Here is an 18,222-nt window from a genome sequence, read left to right on the forward strand (position 1 = left end):
AACTTGCTACAGTTTTCAGACCATAAAAAAGCACCCGAAGGTGCTCTTGAATGATTTTAACTTATTGTGCCTGAATCCATTTGTCTGCACGGTCACGTGCCTGACGGATCTGCTCTTGGGTTAAGTTGGCTGCCAGTGCAGTTTTCTTGCCTTCAGATAAAGTAATCACTTTATTGTCCAGCATGCCATCGCGGGTAGAGAGTTCATACCACTGGTAAGCACCCATGTAGTTTTTCTTCTTCTCTTCCATCATGGCCAGATTGAAGCTGGCACGGTTATCACCGCGGCTGGCTGCTTTTTCAAAGTATTGACGAGCCAGTGTTTCATCTTTTTTGGTACCAATACCATCTGCCAGCATACGGCCAACATTCAGCTGAGCCACTGCCAGACCTTGGTCAGCAGCAGCTTTGTACCATGCAAAGGCCTGACGTTCATCTTTCTGGACGTCTTTGCCATATTGATATTTGGTTGCTAAATAAAATTGTGCACCAGGCTGACCCGCTTTAGCTGCTTTAGTCAGACTATGAATGTCCATTACTGAATATTGCGCTGCTTGGCTGGCCACAGAAGGCGTTGGTGCAACGTAATCGGCATGGGCCTGCATGCCAAAAAGTCCAGCCAGTAGCGTCGTACTTAATAATAATTTTTTCATAGAGCGCTCACTCGATAAATTGCGACTTCACCAAACAGATTTGGGAGATGTTTGCTGAGCAAACTATCTTCTTGATTCCCATTTACAGCGAGTCGATTAATAATTTTTATGTTGTTTTCCGCGCATAATGCTTCAAAGTCACGGAAGGTACATAGGTGAATGTTCGGGGTGTTATACCACATATAGGGTAAGGCTTCCGAAACCGGCATTTTCCCTTTTAATGCCAAGAAAGAACGAGTCTTCCAGTGCGCAAAGTTTGGAAAGGTAATAATGGCCTGTTTCCCTACACGCACCATGTCACGCAATAATACGTCTGGTGCATCTACAGCTTGCAAAGCTTGTGCCATCACCACATAGTCAAAAGACTGGTCAGCAAAACGGCTTAAACCGAGGTTTAAGTCCTGCTGGATGATATTTAACCCGCGACTGATCGCAATTGCAATCTTTTCTTGATCAATTTCTAATCCATATGCACGAATATTGTGCTTTTTGCTCATATGGGCCAGCAGTTCGCCATCACCACAACCGAGGTCGAGGATACGTGAACCGGGCTTGATCCATTTCTCAGCAAGTTGTTGGTCAATACGCATTACACAGCCTCCTTCGGTGTTGATCGCAGATGTTCTTCACCGCCCAGGAAGGCGCGCAAGGATTTTACATACAGGGGAATCGGGAACAGGAAGGAGTCATGGCCTTGTTCGGCATCAATATCGACATAGCTGACAGGCTTATGATTGGTAATGAGGGCATCCACGATTTCAACAGAACGTGAAGGCGAGAAACGCCAGTCAGTCGTGAAAGAAACTACCAGGAACTTACATTTGGTTTGCGCCATCGCTTTGACCAGTGACTGCTGATATTCACGTGAAGGATCAAAATAATCCAGTGCCTTGGTCATGATCAGGTAAGTGTTGGCATCAAAGTTACGACTAAACTGTTCACCCTGATAACGCAAATAACTTTCCACCTGGAATTCCACATCGAAGCCATACATGAATTTGCCAGATTTTAAATCACGGCCAAATTTCTGCTTCATGGCTTCTTCAGATAGATAAGTAATATGACCAACCATACGCGCCAGAATCAGACCACGTTTTGGATAGCTGTCATTTTCCAGATAACGGCCATGATGGAAGTCTGGATCAGACAGAATGGACTGACGCGCGACTTCATTAAAGGCAATATTTTGTGCAGACAGTTTCGGTGCACTGGCAATAATCACGCATTTTTGCAGACGGTCCGGATAATCTACCGACCATTGCAAGGCCTGCATGCCCCCGAGTGAGCCGCCAATGATGGAATACCACACATCAATTCCCAGACGGTCAGACAGCATCGCCTGAGTTTTTACCCAGTCACGCACAGTGACCAGTGGAAAGTCTGGACCATATGGACGGTTATCATTTTCGGGATTAGGAGAGGTAGGACCAGTAGAACCATTACAACCGCCGATATTATTCAGCGCCACCACAAAGAATTTATTGGTATCGATTGCCTTACCCGGGCCAATACAGGCATCCCACCAACCTGGTTTTTTATCATCTTCATGATGATAACCGGCTGCATGGTGATGGCCAGACAGGGCATGACAGATCAAAATGGCATTGGACTTATCGGCATTCAGTTCGCCATAAGTTTCTACCATCAGTTCAAAACGTGGGAGGATGCGACCGCATTCAAGCTCTAACGGCTGTTCGAATTGGAACTTTTGTGGGATAACAAGGCCCACTGAGTCAGCTGGAAAAGACACGGGAATGATTCGCCTTAAATCTTTAGTATGAATAAATAAAAGGATACCATTTGCAGGTATCCTTCTAAAGTCTTTTTAATGCTATGAATTATTGCTAATTCAAATACCGGGTTTAAACGGCAGCAGCAATCACCTGTTCAGTGCTTAGCACATCCTGGTCGATCAGGCGGTTGGTACATGCAATAATCGCTTCAATTGAAGAGGTCACGATGTTGTCATGTACGCCAGCACCAAAGGCAGATTTACCTGTACCTTTTACTTGAAGTTCAACCAATGCCAAGGCTTTGGCATGTGCACCTGAGCTGATGCTACGTTCTTCATAGTTCAAGACATCAATTGGCAATTGTAAGGCATCCAAGATCGCAGAGATCGGACCGTTACCTTCACCACGCAAGTGCTGGGTTTCACCATTGACTTCAATATCCAGCTCAATCACCTGATTGCCATTTTCATCTGACAATTTGTAGTTTTTCGCAGAATAATGGGCATCTTTCGCGGCAACATATGTCTCTTTGAACAAGCTCCAGATCGCTTGTGCTGAAATCTCAGTACCATCTTCATCAGTTTTTTGCTGCACGATTTGCGAGAATTCAATCTGTAAACGACGTGGCAAGGTCACGTTGTAGTTCGATTCTAACAAGTAAGCGATACCGCCTTTACCAGACTGTGAGTTCACGCGAATGACAGCGTCATAGTCACGGCCCAAGTCTTTTGGATCGATCGGCAAGTACGGCATATCCCAGATTTCTTCGTTTTTCTGGAATTCGAAACCTTTTTTGATCGCATCCTGGTGTGAACCAGAGAATGCAGTGAACACCAAGTCACCCGCATATGGATGACGTGGATGTACAGGCAAGCCAGTACATTCTTCAACAGTCGCAATGATTTCGTTGATATTCGAGAAATCCAAGTCTGGTGCAACACCCTGGGTATACATGTTCAAGGCAATTGCCGCTACGTCCACGTTACCGGTACGCTCACCATTACCGAATACACAACCTTCAACACGGTCAGCGCCGGCCATAATTGCCAATTCAGATGCTGCGATCCCACAGCCACGGTCATTATGACAGTGAACTGAAATGATCACGCCGTCACGACGCTCGATGTTACGGTGCATCCATTCAACCTGGTCGGCATACACATTTGGTGTAGACACTTCGACAGTTGCCGGCAAGTTCAAGATCACTTTATTTTCTGGTGAAGCTTCCCAGATTTCAGTCACAGCGTCGCAAACGTCTTTCGCCACTTCCAATTCAGTTGCAGAGAAACATTCAGGACTGTACTGGAAAACAAATTCAGTTTCAGGCTGTTTCGCTGCGTATTCTTTCACTTTTTGCGCTGCATTCATCGCTAACTGTTTTGCACCTTCAACATCGACGTTCAAGACTTTTTGACGGAATGTTGGAGAGTTAGAGTTATAGATATGCACGATGGCACGTTTTGCACCTTGTAATGATTCAAAGGTACGTGCGATCAAATGGTCACGTGCCTGTACCAAAACTTCGATGTAAACGTCATCCGGAATATGACCTTCTTCGATCAATTTACGAGTGAAGTCGAAATCAATTTGCGATGCAGATGGAAAGCCGATTTCAATATGTTTGAAACCGATTTTTACCAACATCTGGAACATTTTGAACTTCTGCTCGATGTTCATTGGCTCGAAGATCGCCTGGTTACCATCACGCAGATCAGTACTCATCCAGATTGGCGCTTTAGTGATTTCATTGTTCGGCCATTGACGGTCTGGTAAGTCCACACGTTGATACATGCGACGGTATTTTTTACTTGGATCAGCCAACATCATGAGAGAGCTCCTTAGGTAGCCTGGCATACTCGCTTGGTGTAGCAGTTGCTCGGTCTACAGCATAGATTTTGTCTATATATTCGTGTACATGCAGGTGAGGATAAATTAGATCAATCCTGTATTTTTTAAGTTTTGATCATCAGGATCAACCAGACACCTGCATGGTGAACCTATAATTAAATTTTAGTCCAGAAAACGTGAAAAGTTTTTGCTTTTTCTATGGATTTTAGTCGTATCTCAATAAAGATTTTCTTATAAAGTTGTTAATTGGAAAAATATTTCTTTGATCTATTTTAATCTAGTTGGATTTTCCTGTAGTTAAGCGATAAGGCTAAAATATTTCTTTATATGATAGCTTTGTTGGAAGTTCTTAAGCAATGCGTACATGAAATCTTTCATATCAAAAAATAAAGGCTAGCCTGATGGATCCAGACTAGCCTTTAATAGCATGAAGATTGCTCAGATCAGTATTTAAAATGCAGCCCTAAAACGGCACTGATGCCTTCTGCTTCAGTGGCATAGTGGGAAGAATAGGCTTTGGTAAAATAACGCGTATCGGACAGGTTATTAATATTTAACTGCAGATCCACATTGGGGTTCACCTGATAACGTGCCATGGCATCGTAACGCACATAACCGGGAACAAATTTGGTATTGGCGGCATTGCCATAGACTTTATCCATTGCCACAGCACCGGCACCTAATGTTAGTTGAGGTAATACCTGATAGGTCATCCATAAGGTTGCACTGTTTTCTGCTACGTTCTGAACCTGATTGCCATTGTTTGTGCTTGGAGCATAAACCGGTTCTGCCGTGGTTCCAATATTTTCAAAGCCACCATCAATCAGTTCACTATCCAAATAGGTATAGCCTGCGGAAATTGCCCATTTCTCGGTAACATTTCCATTGATACCCAGCTCAATCCCATCGACACGGGTCTCACCAATATTACGGGTGGTGCCATCAGCATCGGTGGAGCGGGTATTGGTCTTTTCAGTACGGAAAATGGCGGCCGTCAGATTCAGTTTATCTTCCAGAAGGCCCCATTTAGTTCCCAGTTCCATGGTGCGGACTTTTTCAGCTTTTAGATTTTCGATAGCTGCGCTAATACTTTCAGAGCCATCACCGCCATCGACACCGACCGGATTAGAGGAAGTGGCATAGCTGATATAAACACTGCCATTTTCTCTTGGCTTAAAGACCAGACCAGCCTGATAGTTAAAAAAGTCTTCTTCATTTTCGAGGGTCAGCTGATCACCTAGGACGGCGGTAATCGGGGTATTGTTTGCGCCTGTCACCGCATTATTGAATCGTCCATAGGTCAAGGTTTGCTGGGTTTTATAATCATCCCAACGTACACCCAGATCCAGAATCCATTGCGGATGCAATTCGATACTGTCCAGTAAGTAGATCGACTTTGATTTGGTCTCAATATTATAACGGTCTGCACCATCCGTACTAATAGTCCCTGTCCACGCACCCCGGTCTGGATTGTCTACTGAGGTACACCAGCCTAAGGCCACATTGGCAGGGGTACCACAGGCCGCAAAAGAGCTTCCAGTAGCATTCAGACCATTAATAATATATTGGGTACGCTCGGTATCCTGATCTGAATATTCTGCACCTAGGTTAAAGCTGTGCTGAATAGCACCAGTATTAAATTTGCCTGTTAAAGCCAGTAGGTCAGTAAAGGTATCGGTATCTGCGATACGTGAATTGGCCCGCGCCCAGACATTGTCATTCAAAATGAAGTTCCCGCGTGAATCATCGGGGTTGGTCCAAAGATAGTCATTTTTGGAACGGTTAAATACTGCCGTATTACTCAGGGTTAGATTGTCATTCAGGTCATGTTCTAATTTTAAAGTACCAATCTGGTTTTCCTGTTTCTGGAAATCACGATCTTTCCAGCCATAGTATTGACTTGCTTTCACATCAATTGGTTTCCCATTGCCATTTAAAGCGACATTGGCATTGGTCGCTGCAAATGGATTGTTATAGGGAATGCCAGAGTCTGGAATATCATCAGTTCTTAGATAGTAATAACTGAAAGTACCACGCGTTGCGCTGTCCAGGCCGAAACTGAAGCTGGGTGCAATACCAGCACGTTTATATTCAGCACCGTCATGTTGACCGGCCTTTTCATTTTGATGGCCCATGACCGCGACACGAGCCGCCATACCATTGCCGAAGTCCTTGTTAGCATCCAAAGTGATACGGGCATACATATCTGTACCACCCGCAACAGAGCCTTCCAGTGCATCTCCTTTTTTCGCCACTTTGGAAATCATATTAATGCTGCCACCCGTGGTTCCGGCACCACCCATGGCAGAAGCAGAACCTTTGGTGACTTCGACCTGCTCAATGGCAAACATTTCCCGGTTTTGTGAAGTTGAATTCCGCACGCCATCGACATACATTGAACTTTCCGAATTATAACCTCGGATAAAAGGCCGGTCCCCATTCGGATTGCCACCTTCACCTGCGCCTAAAGTAATCCCCGGTACAGTACGCAAAGCATCAGCCAGCGTATTGACCTGCGTATCTTCAATCAGTTGTTGAGGAATCACGACCACAGATTTTGGCGTGTCGAGGAGTGGAGCAACAAACTTGCTATTTGCTGACTGATCGACTTTTAGACCCGGCACGGGTTCAGCTTGTACTTCCTGATGAATGGTCTCAAGCTGTACCACATTTTCCTGTGCAATCGCGTGTGCAGATGCAAAAGAAAGGGAAGAAACGATGGCTGAAGAAACTATTTTTTTACGAGATTTTATATAGCTCATAATCATTCTTTTTTATTTTTAAGTTTGGATTCGCAAATAATAATTATTATTGTTATCGTTGCTATCCTTCTTGCATTGATATTGGTGATGAACAAAATTTAATCAATTTAAAAAATAGATAAATTATAGTGAGCAGAGAGCATTAAAACTATGTTTTTAATATAGATTGATTAAAGACAGGCTTTATTTAGTTTTTATTGATAATAGCTATTGATATAGAAAGCTATGTTGAATTGCCCTTCAAAACACCTCAAGAAGTTAAGGATGAAAATTTAACTCATTGATTTTTCACTTTTATTTTCAATTAAATCCCAATTAATCAATTCCACTAAACAGACAGTCCGGTTGAATATCTGCCACAGTCGCTGTTCCCATTAAGGCCATGGTAATTTCAAATTCTTCTTTCAGGATTTTGATCACATGCGCGACCCCAAGTGCTCCAGCAGTTGCCAGACCATAAATATAAGGACGACCAATCAGCACCGCTGAAGCACCTAAGGCAATTGCCTTGAATACGTCCGATCCACGGCGGATACCACCATCATAGAGCAGAGGAAAATCTGCTGGCACTACCTTTTTAATCAATTGCAAGGCAATGAGAGGAGAAATGCAGGTATCCAGCACACGACCGCCATGATTGGAAATAATCAGGCCTTTTACCCCATGCTGAATCGCCAGCTGGGCATCTTGTGGGTGCACGATTCCTTTTAGAATTACGGGTAAATGGGTCTGCTGTACCATCCAGGCAACATCTTCCCAAGTCAGGGCAATTTTCATCAGTCCATTAAAAACTGGATGATCACCTTCCTTTAATTCCGGAAGGGGAATATGGGTAGGTGTATGTGGATGTTGCATGCCTTCCGGTAAATGGAAAAAGGCACGACGTTCACGATCGCGGATGCCGGTGTGTGGTGAATCCACGGTAATTACCAGCGCCATATAATTGTGTGCTTCAGCCATTTTCACCAATGCTAAAGATTTTTCCCGATCCCCCTGCCAATACAGCTGAAACCATTTGCGTGGATTGTCCTGCTTTAATGCACGCATATCAGTATTAGTAAAAGTACTGAGAATCATATTGCTGCCCATCACTTCTGCTGCGAGGGCAGACGCGGCTTCTGCTTCAGGATGAAACTGCTGCTGATGTCCAATCGGTGCCAAAAAAATTGGATACGGAAATTTTTGTCCGAATATTTCGATTTCAGTGTTGCCTTGGGTCAGATCTTTCAGCATACGCGGCAGAAGCTGAATATCCTGAAACTGCTGCAGGTTGTCCCGGACACTGACTTCATCCATGGAGCCACCTTGCAGATAGTTCCAGACCATACTGGAGAGATGTTTTTCTGCTTCGACCTCATAATCAGCGATGGTTTGTAGGTAGGCCGGGATCTGGGTTAATGGCGCCATTGGTTCACGTAACATTATAAATCACCCCACTGACGAATCAGGTTGTGATAATGATGGGTGAGTTGTAGGACTTCTTCGGTATCGCCAATCTGTTGGCGTAGTTTAATAATCGTCATGTCCAGATCAAACAGCATGCTGCGTTTGGCATCTTCACGAACCATACTCTGAATCCAGGTCACAGCCGCAATACGTTTACCTTGAGTCACCGGTTCAACCCGATGCAGGCTGGTCGATGGATAAACAATCACATCACCAGCGTCCAGTTTCACTTCATGGCAGCCATACTGGTCTTCAACGACCAGCTCGCCACCTTCATATTCATCGATTTCAGATAAAAATAAAGTCAGTGACACATCAGTACGAATGGGCTGTCCAAGTAGGGGAGAATAATGAATGGCATTATCCACATGATTGCCATAGGTACCTGAATCCTGATAACAGTTAAACAGGGGCGGCAGGATATGTTTCGGCAGGGCAGCAGAGGTAATTAAATGATGACTTTTAAGCGCCTGTAAAATGATAGGGCTAATCTGCTGATACAGGACAGAAGAAGAATCCAGCTGCAGATTCTTTTTGATTTTCTGTGCCTGACTCCCGGCACTGAGTTGCCCATTCATCCAGTGTTCTGAACGATCCAGTTGTTGTCTCAGTTCGGCAACTTGTGCTTTGCTTAATACTGCCGGGATATGTAACATCATTTTAAAAGCATTCCTGCAATTGAAAATATCGTGCATTCAAGAGAATACACGATATTGATAGATAGAGATAAAAGCTGAATTAAAATTTATAGTTCAGGGTTAAAGCTGCTGAACGTGGTTGACCCAAGATCACACGGCCACCTCCATTATTCAGCGTGCTGATGTACTCTTTGTCTGCCAGATTATAAACATTCAGGTTTAAAGAAGTCTGGTCATTAAAGGTATAACCGGCCATGGCATCAAACACCACATAGCTTGGAATGCTTGGCATATTCGCTGCTGCAGTACTGTCGGTAATCACACGTTTTTGCTCATCCACATAACGTGCCCCCAAACCTAGTTTTAAACCGGCAATGTTATAGGTTGTCCATAAAGAAGCGGTCCATTCAGGTGACCAGCGTACACTATTGGTCTGGGTCACTACACCCGTGTTGGAATTGACACTGAACTGGTCTTTTTGCTCGGTTTTCATATGGGCAATACCTGCTGAAATATTCCAGGCATCGGTAATTTTACCGACAGCGCTCAATTCGATTCCTTTAACTGTAGTTTTACCTTCCTGAACAGACTCGCGAGTAATCGGATCTTGGGTAAACTGGTTTTCATTTTCGGTGTAGTATGCAGCAGCATTTAAAGCCAGATCGTCATCCAGCAGGTCCCATTTGGTGCCAATTTCATAATGATGAGTTTCTTGAGGGTCTGCGGCTGAGCTGTTTATTCCTGTGGTTGAAAGGCTAAAGTTGCTGCTACCCGGCGGTGTCAGGGATTTGGCATAAGATGCATAGACACTGCTGTAGGCGGTTGGCTTATATAAACCACCGAGCTTCCAGCTGAATAAAGTGTCATGGGCTTTTAAATCTGTTTTGGTTTCAGTTACTGCTAGTGTCGTACTATCGGTTGAGTAACCCAGTGCATCGTAATTAGTATCGTAATAATCGACACGGACGCCACCATTGAGTTGAAAACGTTCACCAAACTTGAGCGTATCAAAAAGATAAGCCGCCGCCGTCTGGGTTTCACCATCTGAATAAGCGCCCGTATACATAGGATCAGGTAGATTCTGGTGACGATCAGGATGGTATAGATTCGCGGGTGGCGTACTGTTAGTAGGCTGCCCTGGCATTTGTGTAGCCAGTGTTCTGGAATGTTGCTGCTCTTTTAATAGTTCTACACCAGCGACCACATCATGCTCCACTGAACCGGTTTTGATATTCCAGTTCACCGTGCTCTGATTAGCCAGAATTTTATTTTCCTGATCAACACCCTGGCGTGAACGGCTTACTGTCCAGTCTTGAGGATCGGTAGAGTCATTTCTTGAAAGGCTATTAATCCCCGTCAAAGTACGCTGCATATGGGTATTGCCCAAACGGGTAATATTGGTAAATTTCAGATTTTCAGCCCAGTCACTTTCGATTTTGGCTGTATACATGTCAGCATCAACATCTTCATGGTCATCTGCATGGCCATAATAATTTTCACGGTCTACTTTAGGTGCGCTGGCGATCAGCGGGTCTGCATTCCAAAATCCTTTCATGCCAATCGTCGGAATACCGCCATCCGGAATGTTACGTTGGCGGATATGCTGGGAATAAAGATACAGGCGAGTATCACTATCCAGACCAAAGGCGATAGAAGGGGCAACAGCCCAGCCTTGATTCTCGATAAAGTCGCGGCCTTCTACACCGCCATCTTGACCCATCGCATTTAAACGGACAGCAATGCTGTCATTGATTGCCTGATTGATGTCAGTGGCAAGACGCGTATGTTCAGCCGTATTGTAGGTGGCAGAGACTTCACGACTGTTTTCTAAATGAGGCAATTTGCTGACCAGATTCACATAACCAGACGCCGTACCACGTCCACCTTCGGCACCAGCAGGGCCTTTTACGACTTCCACCTGTTCCAGGTTAAACACATCACGACTCACAGCGCCGAGGTCACGAATGCCATCCAGATAGGTGGAGCTTTGAGTTGAGAAGCCGCGCATCTGGAAGGCATCGCCAGCACTGGTATTCCCATTCTCACCAAGTTGTAAGGTAATTCCTGGCGTATTGCGCAAGGCTTCAACCAGGGTGGTTGCACCTTGTTCTTTTAATAAGTTCTTGTTGATAATCGAAACGGTTTGAGGCGTATCTACTAAAGCTTGGCTAGATTTAGCGGAACTCAATTGATCCACTTTATATTCATTTGCAGTTTTATTCTTAACTGTAATTTCTGGAAGCTGAATAACGCCTTCATTGGTGATGTTATCTGCATGAGTGATCAGTGGCAAAGTTGCAGCAAGTGCGACCAATGAAGTCTTGTAATGATGTTTCCGGCTTTTGATATGCGCCATGTGACAGAATTCCTGAAGTGAATAATATTTCCCTTACCACCTTGATATGCTCGAGTTCATCAAATAGCAGCAATTATGGAGTTATTGTTATGGCCTTTAACAATTTTGCGAATTGTAGTGATAATAATTATCATTAACAATATTCAATTAAGTCATTCTTATGAATTTATGGATGAAATTACTGTTTAATATTCAAACTTTAATCTGGGATTTCTATTAAGAAAAATTTCAAAATAAACTTATTTTTCAGTTTTTTACCTAAGATTAAAAAATGTAATTATTTTCTATTTAAAGCTTTTTATCAAAAGGTTTATAAATACAACTAAATCTAGATTTAAAGTTTTATATCTTTCAGAAAATAAAAATAGCCTCACGAATGAGGCTATTTTTTGATGAGGGAAGAAGCTAAAACTTAGTATTTAAAGTTCAGAGAAAGAACTGCGTTACGGCCTTCTGCTTCAGTTGCATAATGTGATGAGTATGCTTTAGTGAAATAACGTTCATCAGATAAGTTATTTACATTTAACTGCAGGTCAACGTTTTGATTTACGTTATAACGCGCCATTGCATCGTAACGTACATAACCTGGAACATATTTGGTGTTATCGGCATTACCATAAACTTTATCCATAGCAACTGCACCCGCACCGATTGTTAAAGCAGGAGTGAGATCGTAAGTCGTCCAAAGTGTGGCAGAGTTTTTAGCTACGTTTTGAACCTGGTTGCCATTATTTAAACTTGGCTGGTAATCAGGAACGTCAGAAGTACCTGCATTATAGAAACCGGCATCTACAATTTCGCTATCTAAATAAGTATAACCAGCTGAAACTGCCCATTTATCAGTAAGATTACCGCTTGCACCTAGCTCAATACCATCTACACGGGTTTCACCAATATTGCGTGTGAAACCATCCACGTCAGTAGAGCGTGTATTGGTTTTCTCAGTACGGAAAATGGCAGCGGTTAGATTTAATTTATCATTAAATAAATCCCACTTTGTACCAAGTTCCATAGTACGAACTTCCTCTGGTTTAAGGTTGTTCATAGCCTCAGCTTGTGCTTCAGTCGTATTACGTCCAGGAACAGAAAGTCCTTCTGATCCATCAGCCGCATCTACCCCAACCGGATTTGCGGAAGTAGCATAACTTGCATAGATAGAACCATTTTCTAATGGCTTGTAGGTTACGCCCGCTTGGTAATTAAAGAAATCACTGTCATTTGCGTATCTGGTATTTGAAGCGTGAATATTTTGTTCAGTTTCAAATTTATCCCAACGAACACCTAAATCTAATAACCACTGTGGATTTAATTCAATATTGTCTAATAAGTAGATACCAGTACTTTCTGTGTCGGTCGTACTCGCTTTTGGTGCAGCAGTGATTGAACCTAACCAAGGATCTTTTGAATTGGGATTATAGGCACTGGTACACCAATTATTTGAAGTAGCACTTGTAAAGGTACTACATGCCTTGTTTCCACTAATAATGGCTGGAAGGGTAGAGCTTGGTGCTTGGCCCAAATCTGTAAGTAAATAATTTCCTTTATCAGATTCCTGTTTTGAATATTCAGCGCCCACATTAAAGCTATGTTTTAGTGTGCCTGTATTAAATTTACCAGTTAATGAAAGTTGATCACTAAAGGTTTCAGTATCAGTAATACGTGTATTCGCACGACGAACTACTTGTCCATTAGCAATATTTGATTTCGAATCATCCGGTTGTGTCCAGATATAATCGTTTTTAGATTTACCATAAACAGCTGTATTGCTAATGGTCAGGTTATCCGTTAAATCGTGCTCTAATTTTAAAGTGCCGATTTGATTTTCCTGTTTCTGGAAATCACGATCCTTCCAGCCGTAGTAAATGCCTTGTTTAGCATCAAGTGGCTTACCAGTTGTAGTGTTATCTTTAGAGTTCCAATAAGGTACGCCTGAGTCAGGCGTATCATCAGATTTTAAGTAGTAATAGCTTAAAGTCCCACGGGTAGGGGTATCCAGACCAAAACTGATACTTGGTGCAATACCTACACGTTTATATTCAGCACCGTCTTTCTGACCAGCTTTTTCATTTTGATGACCCATCACAGCAACACGCGCTGCAATGCCATTACCGAAATCTTTGTTGCCATCTAAAGTGATGCGCTGGTAATTATCGGTACCTTGTGCAATGGAACCTTCTAAAGAATCACCAGCTTTAGCAACCTTAGAGATCATGTTGATGCTACCGCCAGTCGTACCGGCACCGCCCATTGCAGAAGAAGAGCCTTTGGTCACTTCAACCTGTTCGACTGCGAACATTTCACGGTTTTGTGAAGTCGCACTACGAACACCATCCACATACATTGAGCTTTCAGAGTTATAACCACGAATAAATGGACGGTCGCCATTCGGGTTGCCGCCTTCACCCGCACCCAAAGTAATACCCGGTACAGTACGTAAAGCATCAGAAAGTGTAGTGACTTGAGTGTCTTCAATCAGTTGCTTAGAAATGACTGATACAGATTTAGGTGTATCCAGTAAAGGCGCAACAAATTTCTTATTTGCGGAATTATCTACTTTTAAACTTGGTGCCTGTTCAGCTTTAACTTCTTGATGAATAGTTTCGAGCTTGACCACATTTTCATCAGCCACAGCATTTACGGTTACAATCGAGAGGGAAGAGGCAATCGCCGATGAAACGAGTTTTTTACGTGATTTGATAAACGACATGTGGGAACCCGAAAAAAGCATAAAATTTATGTATGCGAATAATAATAATTCTTATTTAAATTAAGAATTACTTGTCGATAGGAAATGGCGATTTTAGTATTTATATTAATTGGTTTGATCAATGTGATAGTGTATCAAAATGTTTCTAAGCTAATGTATTTAAACTAAATCTGATTAATAGATTATTATCGTTACTTTTATTGAGATTATTAGAGTCTAAAAATTTTGAAGAAAAAATACAAGAAAGTTTACTAAAAGCCCTATAAAAATCCATAAATGCAGATGAATGGGATGATCTGTCCAGTTTGAGTAATCAATATATCTACTCTTATTTGAGAGAAGGGATATTTAATCAAAGAAAACTGAATTTAACTGAATAAATTTGATTATTACAGCATCAATAAAGACGATTCAAGTATTGTGTTTTGTATATCTGCAAATGTTGTCATATAATGTGGCACATTTTTATAAACCTGTTATTACCAAATATATAGAGGAAGCCATGCAAGTAACTTCTGAAGCGGTTTCGGGCGTTGCCCGTCGTTTAAATGTTTCTGTACCGACGAGCCGTATTAATGAGCAATTTGAAGCTCGTTTAAAACGCACTGCTAAAACTGCGAAGATCAACGGCTTCCGTCCAGGTAAAGTACCTGTAAACGTAGTTCGTCGTGAATACGGCGCTGGTATCTACCAAGAAGTTGTCAACGACATCATTCGTGACACAGTATTCGAAGCAATCCAACAAGAAAAAATCAACGCTGTTGGTATGCCAAACATCGAAAAAACTGAAATGAAAGATGACGCTTTAGTTTATGAAGCGACTGTTGAAGTTTATCCAGAAGTTGAAGTGAAATTCGAAGGTCTGGAAGTTGAACGTAAAGCGTCTGAAGTAAATGACAAAGACGTTGAGAAGATGATTGAAAATCTTCAAAAACAACGCGCTTCTTGGGCTGAAACTAAAGGCATGGCTAAAAAAGACATGCAAGTAACTTTCGACTTCGAAGGTACTGTTGATGGCGAAAAATTTGAAGGCGGCGCTGCGCAAGACTTTAAACTTGTTTTAGGTTCTGGTCGTATGATCCCTGGCTTCGAAGATGGCATCATCGGTATGAAGAAAGGCGAAGAGAAAGTGATCGATGTTACTTTCCCTGAAGATTACCAGGCTGAAAACCTTGCTGGTAAACAAGCTCAATTCAAAATTAATGTAAAACTTGTTGAAAAACAAAAACTTCCAGAAATTGATGCTGAATTCCTGAAAATCTTCGGTATTTCTGAAGAAGATGGCGTTGAAAAACTGAAAGCTGACGTTCGTAAAAACATGGAACGTGAAGTGAAAAACGGCCTGCGTAACCAGGTTAAAGGCGCAACTTTCGATGCACTTGTAGCTGCAAACGAAGTTGAACTTCCATCTGCAATGGTTGCTCAAGAAATTGACCGTCAACGTCAACAAATGATCCAGCAGTTCACTCAACAGTTCGGTGCTCAAGGCGCGAAAGCATTTGATTCAAGCATGCTTCCAGATGACCTGTTCAAAGAACAAGCTGAGAAATCAGTTAAACTTGGCGTATTGGTAAGCCGTATTCTTGCTGATGCGAAAATCGAAGTAGATCAAGCGCGCGTTGAAGCTTATATCGAAGATATGGCTTCTTCTTACGAAGATCCAAACGAAGTGATCGAATACTTCAAAAACGACAAGCAACAACGTGCTCAAATCGAAGCAGTTGTACTTGAAGACCAAGTTGTTGATCACATCCTAGCATCTGCTAAAGTGACTGATGCGACTGTAAGCTATGAAGACTTATTGAAAGAGCAACAAGCTCGTCAACAAGGCTAATTCAAGCTTTCCATAAAAAGGCGCTTCGTGCGCCTTTTTTCATATTAGTAATTTCTTGACATATCTGATTTTCACAAAACTAATGCAAAAAATATGATGGAATTATTCGCGATTATTTTGCAATTTCATTGATTATCCCTCATATTGTGATTATGGATTAAGTCACAAAAATTTAGGAATAAATAAACCTATGTATGTTCCAACGATTGAAAACGCTTTAGTGCCAATGGTGGTAGAACAATCCTCTCGTGGTGAGCGTTCTTTTGATATTTATTCACGCCTTTTACGTGAGCGGGTAATTTTTCTGACAGGTGAAGTTGAAGACAATATGGCCAACCTGATCGTTGCGCAAATGTTGTTTTTAGAAGCTGAGAACCCAGATAAAGATATTCATTTATATATCAACTCACCGGGTGGTTCGGTGACTGCTGGCATGGCGATCTACGATACCATGCAGTTTATTAAACCGGATGTTGTGACTTACTGTATGGGTCAGGCAGCATCAATGGGCGCATTCTTGCTCAATGCAGGGACTAAAGGCAAACGTTACTGCCTTGAAAATGCGCGTGTCATGATTCACCAGCCTTTGGGTGGTTTCAAAGGCCAGGCATCAGATATTGAAATTCACGCACGTGAAATTCTGTTCATTAAAGAACGTTTAAACCGTTTAATGGCTGAACATAGCGGTCAGGACTATGAAAAAGTGGCACGCGATACAGACCGTGACAACTTCATGACTGCTCAGCAAGCGAAAGAATACGGTCTTGTGGATGAAGTTCTAACGAAACGTCCATAAGTTTTAGAGATTGAGATATTGGAGTAAATATGTCCGAACATCCTCAAGGACAAAAGCATTGTTCATTTTGCGGTAAAACGCAGTCTGAAGTCGGAAAGCTGATTGCAGGCGAGGACGCATACATTTGTAATGAATGTGTGGACGTATGCTTAGATTTGGTTCAAACCAGTCAACAGGTCGAAACCAATGACTGGGCGAACCGTCCTTTACCGAAACCGCATGAAATCCGTGCGGCGCTCGATCAATATGTGATTGGTCAGGACGTAGCGAAAAAGACATTATCTGTGGCCGTATACAACCATTACAAACGTCTGAAAGTACAGACCAATGGTAAGAAAGCAGATGATTCCGTTGAAATCGCCAAAAGTAATATCCTGCTGGTCGGCCCGACCGGTTCAGGTAAAACTTTACTGGCACAAACCCTTGCCCGTCTTCTGGACGTTCCATTTGCCATGGCAGATGCAACAACCCTGACTGAAGCGGGTTATGTGGGTGAAGATGTTGAAAACATTGTACAAAAGCTTTTGCAAAAAGCTGATTACGATGTCGAAAAAGCGCAAAAGGGCATTATCTATATCGATGAAATCGACAAGATTACCCGTAAATCTGAGAATCCATCGATTACCCGTGATGTATCAGGTGAAGGCGTACAGCAAGCCTTGCTGAAAATGATCGAAGGTACGGTTGCTTCAATCCCACCACAAGGTGGCCGTAAGCATCCGCAGCAGGAATTTATCCAGATTGATACCTCGAATATCCTGTTTATCTGTGGCGGTGCATTCTCAGGTCTTGAGAAGATCGTACAGCAGCGTCAGGAGAAAGGTGGTATTGGCTTTACTGCAGAAGTCCGTAATAAAGACGAAAGCAAAAAGCTGTCTGAATTGTTCCGTCAGGTCGAAGCGACTGACTTGGTGAAATTTGGTCTGATTCCAGAATTCATTGGTCGGTTACCCGTGATTGCAACTCTGGATGAGCTGGATGAAGAAGCTTTAATGCAGATTCTGACTGAGCCGAAGAATGCATTAACCCGTCAATATAAACATTTGTTTGAGATGGAAAATGTGGACTTGGTCTTTGAAGATTCAGCACTACGTGCGGTTGCGAAAAAAGCACTGGAACGTAATACTGGTGCGCGTGGCCTGCGTTCGATTCTGGAAAATTCATTGCTAGAAACCATGTATGACCTGCCGAGTCGTAGCGATGTAGGCACCGTGGTGGTGAATGAAGCGGTCATTAATGGCGAAGCTGCACCAGAATTTCGTGCTGAACGTCAACCACATGACGAGCCAGAAACAGCGGCAAAAGTTGATTTAAAGGTGGTGAATAGCAAATCTGCTTGATTGCTATTCGTCAGAAACGTGCGAAAACCCCGTGTTTTCGCACGTTTTTTATTTCCAAAAGATAAAAGCAGATGCTAATCTCAACATCTAGGCGTGGACGCCGAAAGCTA

Annotated in this window: 12 protein-coding genes; 3 read left to right on the plus strand and 9 right to left on the minus strand. The window is 42.7% G+C overall.

From position 1 onward, the window contains the following. Positions 1 to 61 precede the first annotated feature (61 nt). From AC4MBN_RS01955 to AC4MBN_RS01995, 9 genes are all read right to left on the minus strand, one after another. Positions 62 to 652 carry a tetratricopeptide repeat protein gene (locus tag AC4MBN_RS01955; RefSeq protein ID WP_004781974.1) on the minus strand — a complete coding sequence of 197 codons (591 nt, stop codon included), beginning with the start codon at positions 650 to 652 and terminating at the stop codon, positions 62 to 64. Continuing rightward, positions 649 to 1,242, minus strand: coding sequence for a methionine biosynthesis protein MetW (metW, locus tag AC4MBN_RS01960; RefSeq protein WP_004781976.1), 594 nt, complete (start codon positions 1,240 to 1,242; stop codon positions 649 to 651). Before metW ends, AC4MBN_RS01955 begins: the two co-directional genes overlap by 4 nt. Further along, positions 1,242 to 2,402 carry a homoserine O-succinyltransferase MetX gene (gene metX / locus AC4MBN_RS01965; protein WP_419363664.1) on the minus strand — a complete coding sequence of 387 codons (1,161 nt, stop codon included), beginning with the start codon at positions 2,400 to 2,402 and terminating at the stop codon, positions 1,242 to 1,244. The genes metW and metX overlap by 1 nt, the downstream gene beginning before the upstream one ends. 112 nt (positions 2,403 to 2,514) lie before the next feature. Beyond that, complete coding sequence (gene leuA, locus AC4MBN_RS01970; protein WP_419363662.1) at positions 2,515 to 4,212, minus strand: 2-isopropylmalate synthase; 1,698 nt, start codon at positions 4,210 to 4,212, stop codon at positions 2,515 to 2,517. Between the two features lie 464 nt (positions 4,213 to 4,676). Next, positions 4,677 to 6,995, minus strand: a complete 2,319-nt coding sequence (locus AC4MBN_RS01975) for a TonB-dependent receptor (RefSeq protein ID WP_491880564.1) — start codon at positions 6,993 to 6,995, stop codon at positions 4,677 to 4,679. Between the two features lie 315 nt (positions 6,996 to 7,310). Continuing rightward, on the minus strand, positions 7,311 to 8,417 hold the full coding sequence (locus tag AC4MBN_RS01980) for an alpha-hydroxy acid oxidase (RefSeq protein ID WP_491880565.1): 1,107 nt from the start codon (positions 8,415 to 8,417) through the stop codon (positions 7,311 to 7,313). After that, positions 8,417 to 9,100 (minus strand): Fe2+-dependent dioxygenase, encoded by a 684-nt coding sequence (locus tag AC4MBN_RS01985; protein WP_346795142.1) that lies wholly within the window; start codon positions 9,098 to 9,100, stop codon positions 8,417 to 8,419. The genes AC4MBN_RS01980 and AC4MBN_RS01985 overlap by 1 nt, the downstream gene beginning before the upstream one ends. Before the next feature lie 79 nt (positions 9,101 to 9,179). After that, entirely contained in the window at positions 9,180 to 11,435 is a 2,256-nt protein-coding gene (locus AC4MBN_RS01990) for a catecholate siderophore receptor Fiu (protein WP_419363657.1), read from the minus strand. 412 nt (positions 11,436 to 11,847) lie between these two features. After that, on the minus strand, positions 11,848 to 14,142 hold the full coding sequence (locus AC4MBN_RS01995) for a TonB-dependent receptor (protein ID WP_491880566.1): 2,295 nt from the start codon (positions 14,140 to 14,142) through the stop codon (positions 11,848 to 11,850). A gap of 502 nt (positions 14,143 to 14,644) precedes the next feature. Between AC4MBN_RS01995 and tig the strand changes: the two genes are divergently transcribed. The 3 genes from tig (at position 14,645) to clpX (ending at position 18,112) form a co-directional block, all read left to right on the plus strand. Continuing rightward, positions 14,645 to 15,976 (plus strand): trigger factor, encoded by a 1,332-nt coding sequence (gene tig / locus AC4MBN_RS02000; protein ID WP_005232218.1) that lies wholly within the window; start codon positions 14,645 to 14,647, stop codon positions 15,974 to 15,976. A gap of 190 nt (positions 15,977 to 16,166) precedes the next feature. Beyond that, complete coding sequence (clpP, locus tag AC4MBN_RS02005) at positions 16,167 to 16,772, plus strand: ATP-dependent Clp endopeptidase proteolytic subunit ClpP (protein WP_004781985.1); 606 nt, start codon at positions 16,167 to 16,169, stop codon at positions 16,770 to 16,772. Between the two features lie 29 nt (positions 16,773 to 16,801). After that, entirely contained in the window at positions 16,802 to 18,112 is a 1,311-nt protein-coding gene (clpX, locus tag AC4MBN_RS02010) for an ATP-dependent protease ATP-binding subunit ClpX (protein ID WP_004781987.1), read from the plus strand. Positions 18,113 to 18,222 lie beyond the last annotated feature (110 nt).

The organism is Acinetobacter sp. CAU_H_60 (assembly GCF_058599385.1).

Coding starts and splice junctions, on each gene's coding strand:
- AC4MBN_RS01975 (WP_491880564.1), bottom strand. CDS start 6,995: ATGAGCTATATAAAATCTCGTAAAAAAATAGTTTCTTCAGCCATCGTT.
- AC4MBN_RS01980 (WP_491880565.1), bottom strand. CDS start 8,417: ATGTTACGTGAACCAATGGCGCCATTAACCCAGATCCCGGCCTACCTA.
- AC4MBN_RS01985 (WP_346795142.1), bottom strand. CDS start 9,100: ATGATGTTACATATCCCGGCAGTATTAAGCAAAGCACAAGTTGCCGAA.
- AC4MBN_RS01990 (WP_419363657.1), bottom strand. CDS start 11,435: ATGGCGCATATCAAAAGCCGGAAACATCATTACAAGACTTCATTGGTC.
- AC4MBN_RS01955 (WP_004781974.1), bottom strand. CDS start 652: ATGAAAAAATTATTATTAAGTACGACGCTACTGGCTGGACTTTTTGGC.
- metW (WP_004781976.1), bottom strand. CDS start 1,242: ATGCGTATTGACCAACAACTTGCTGAGAAATGGATCAAGCCCGGTTCA.
- AC4MBN_RS01995 (WP_491880566.1), bottom strand. CDS start 14,142: ATGTCGTTTATCAAATCACGTAAAAAACTCGTTTCATCGGCGATTGCC.
- tig (WP_005232218.1), top strand. CDS start 14,645: ATGCAAGTAACTTCTGAAGCGGTTTCGGGCGTTGCCCGTCGTTTAAAT.
- clpX (WP_004781987.1), top strand. CDS start 16,802: ATGTCCGAACATCCTCAAGGACAAAAGCATTGTTCATTTTGCGGTAAA.
- clpP (WP_004781985.1), top strand. CDS start 16,167: ATGTATGTTCCAACGATTGAAAACGCTTTAGTGCCAATGGTGGTAGAA.
- leuA (WP_419363662.1), bottom strand. CDS start 4,212: ATGATGTTGGCTGATCCAAGTAAAAAATACCGTCGCATGTATCAACGT.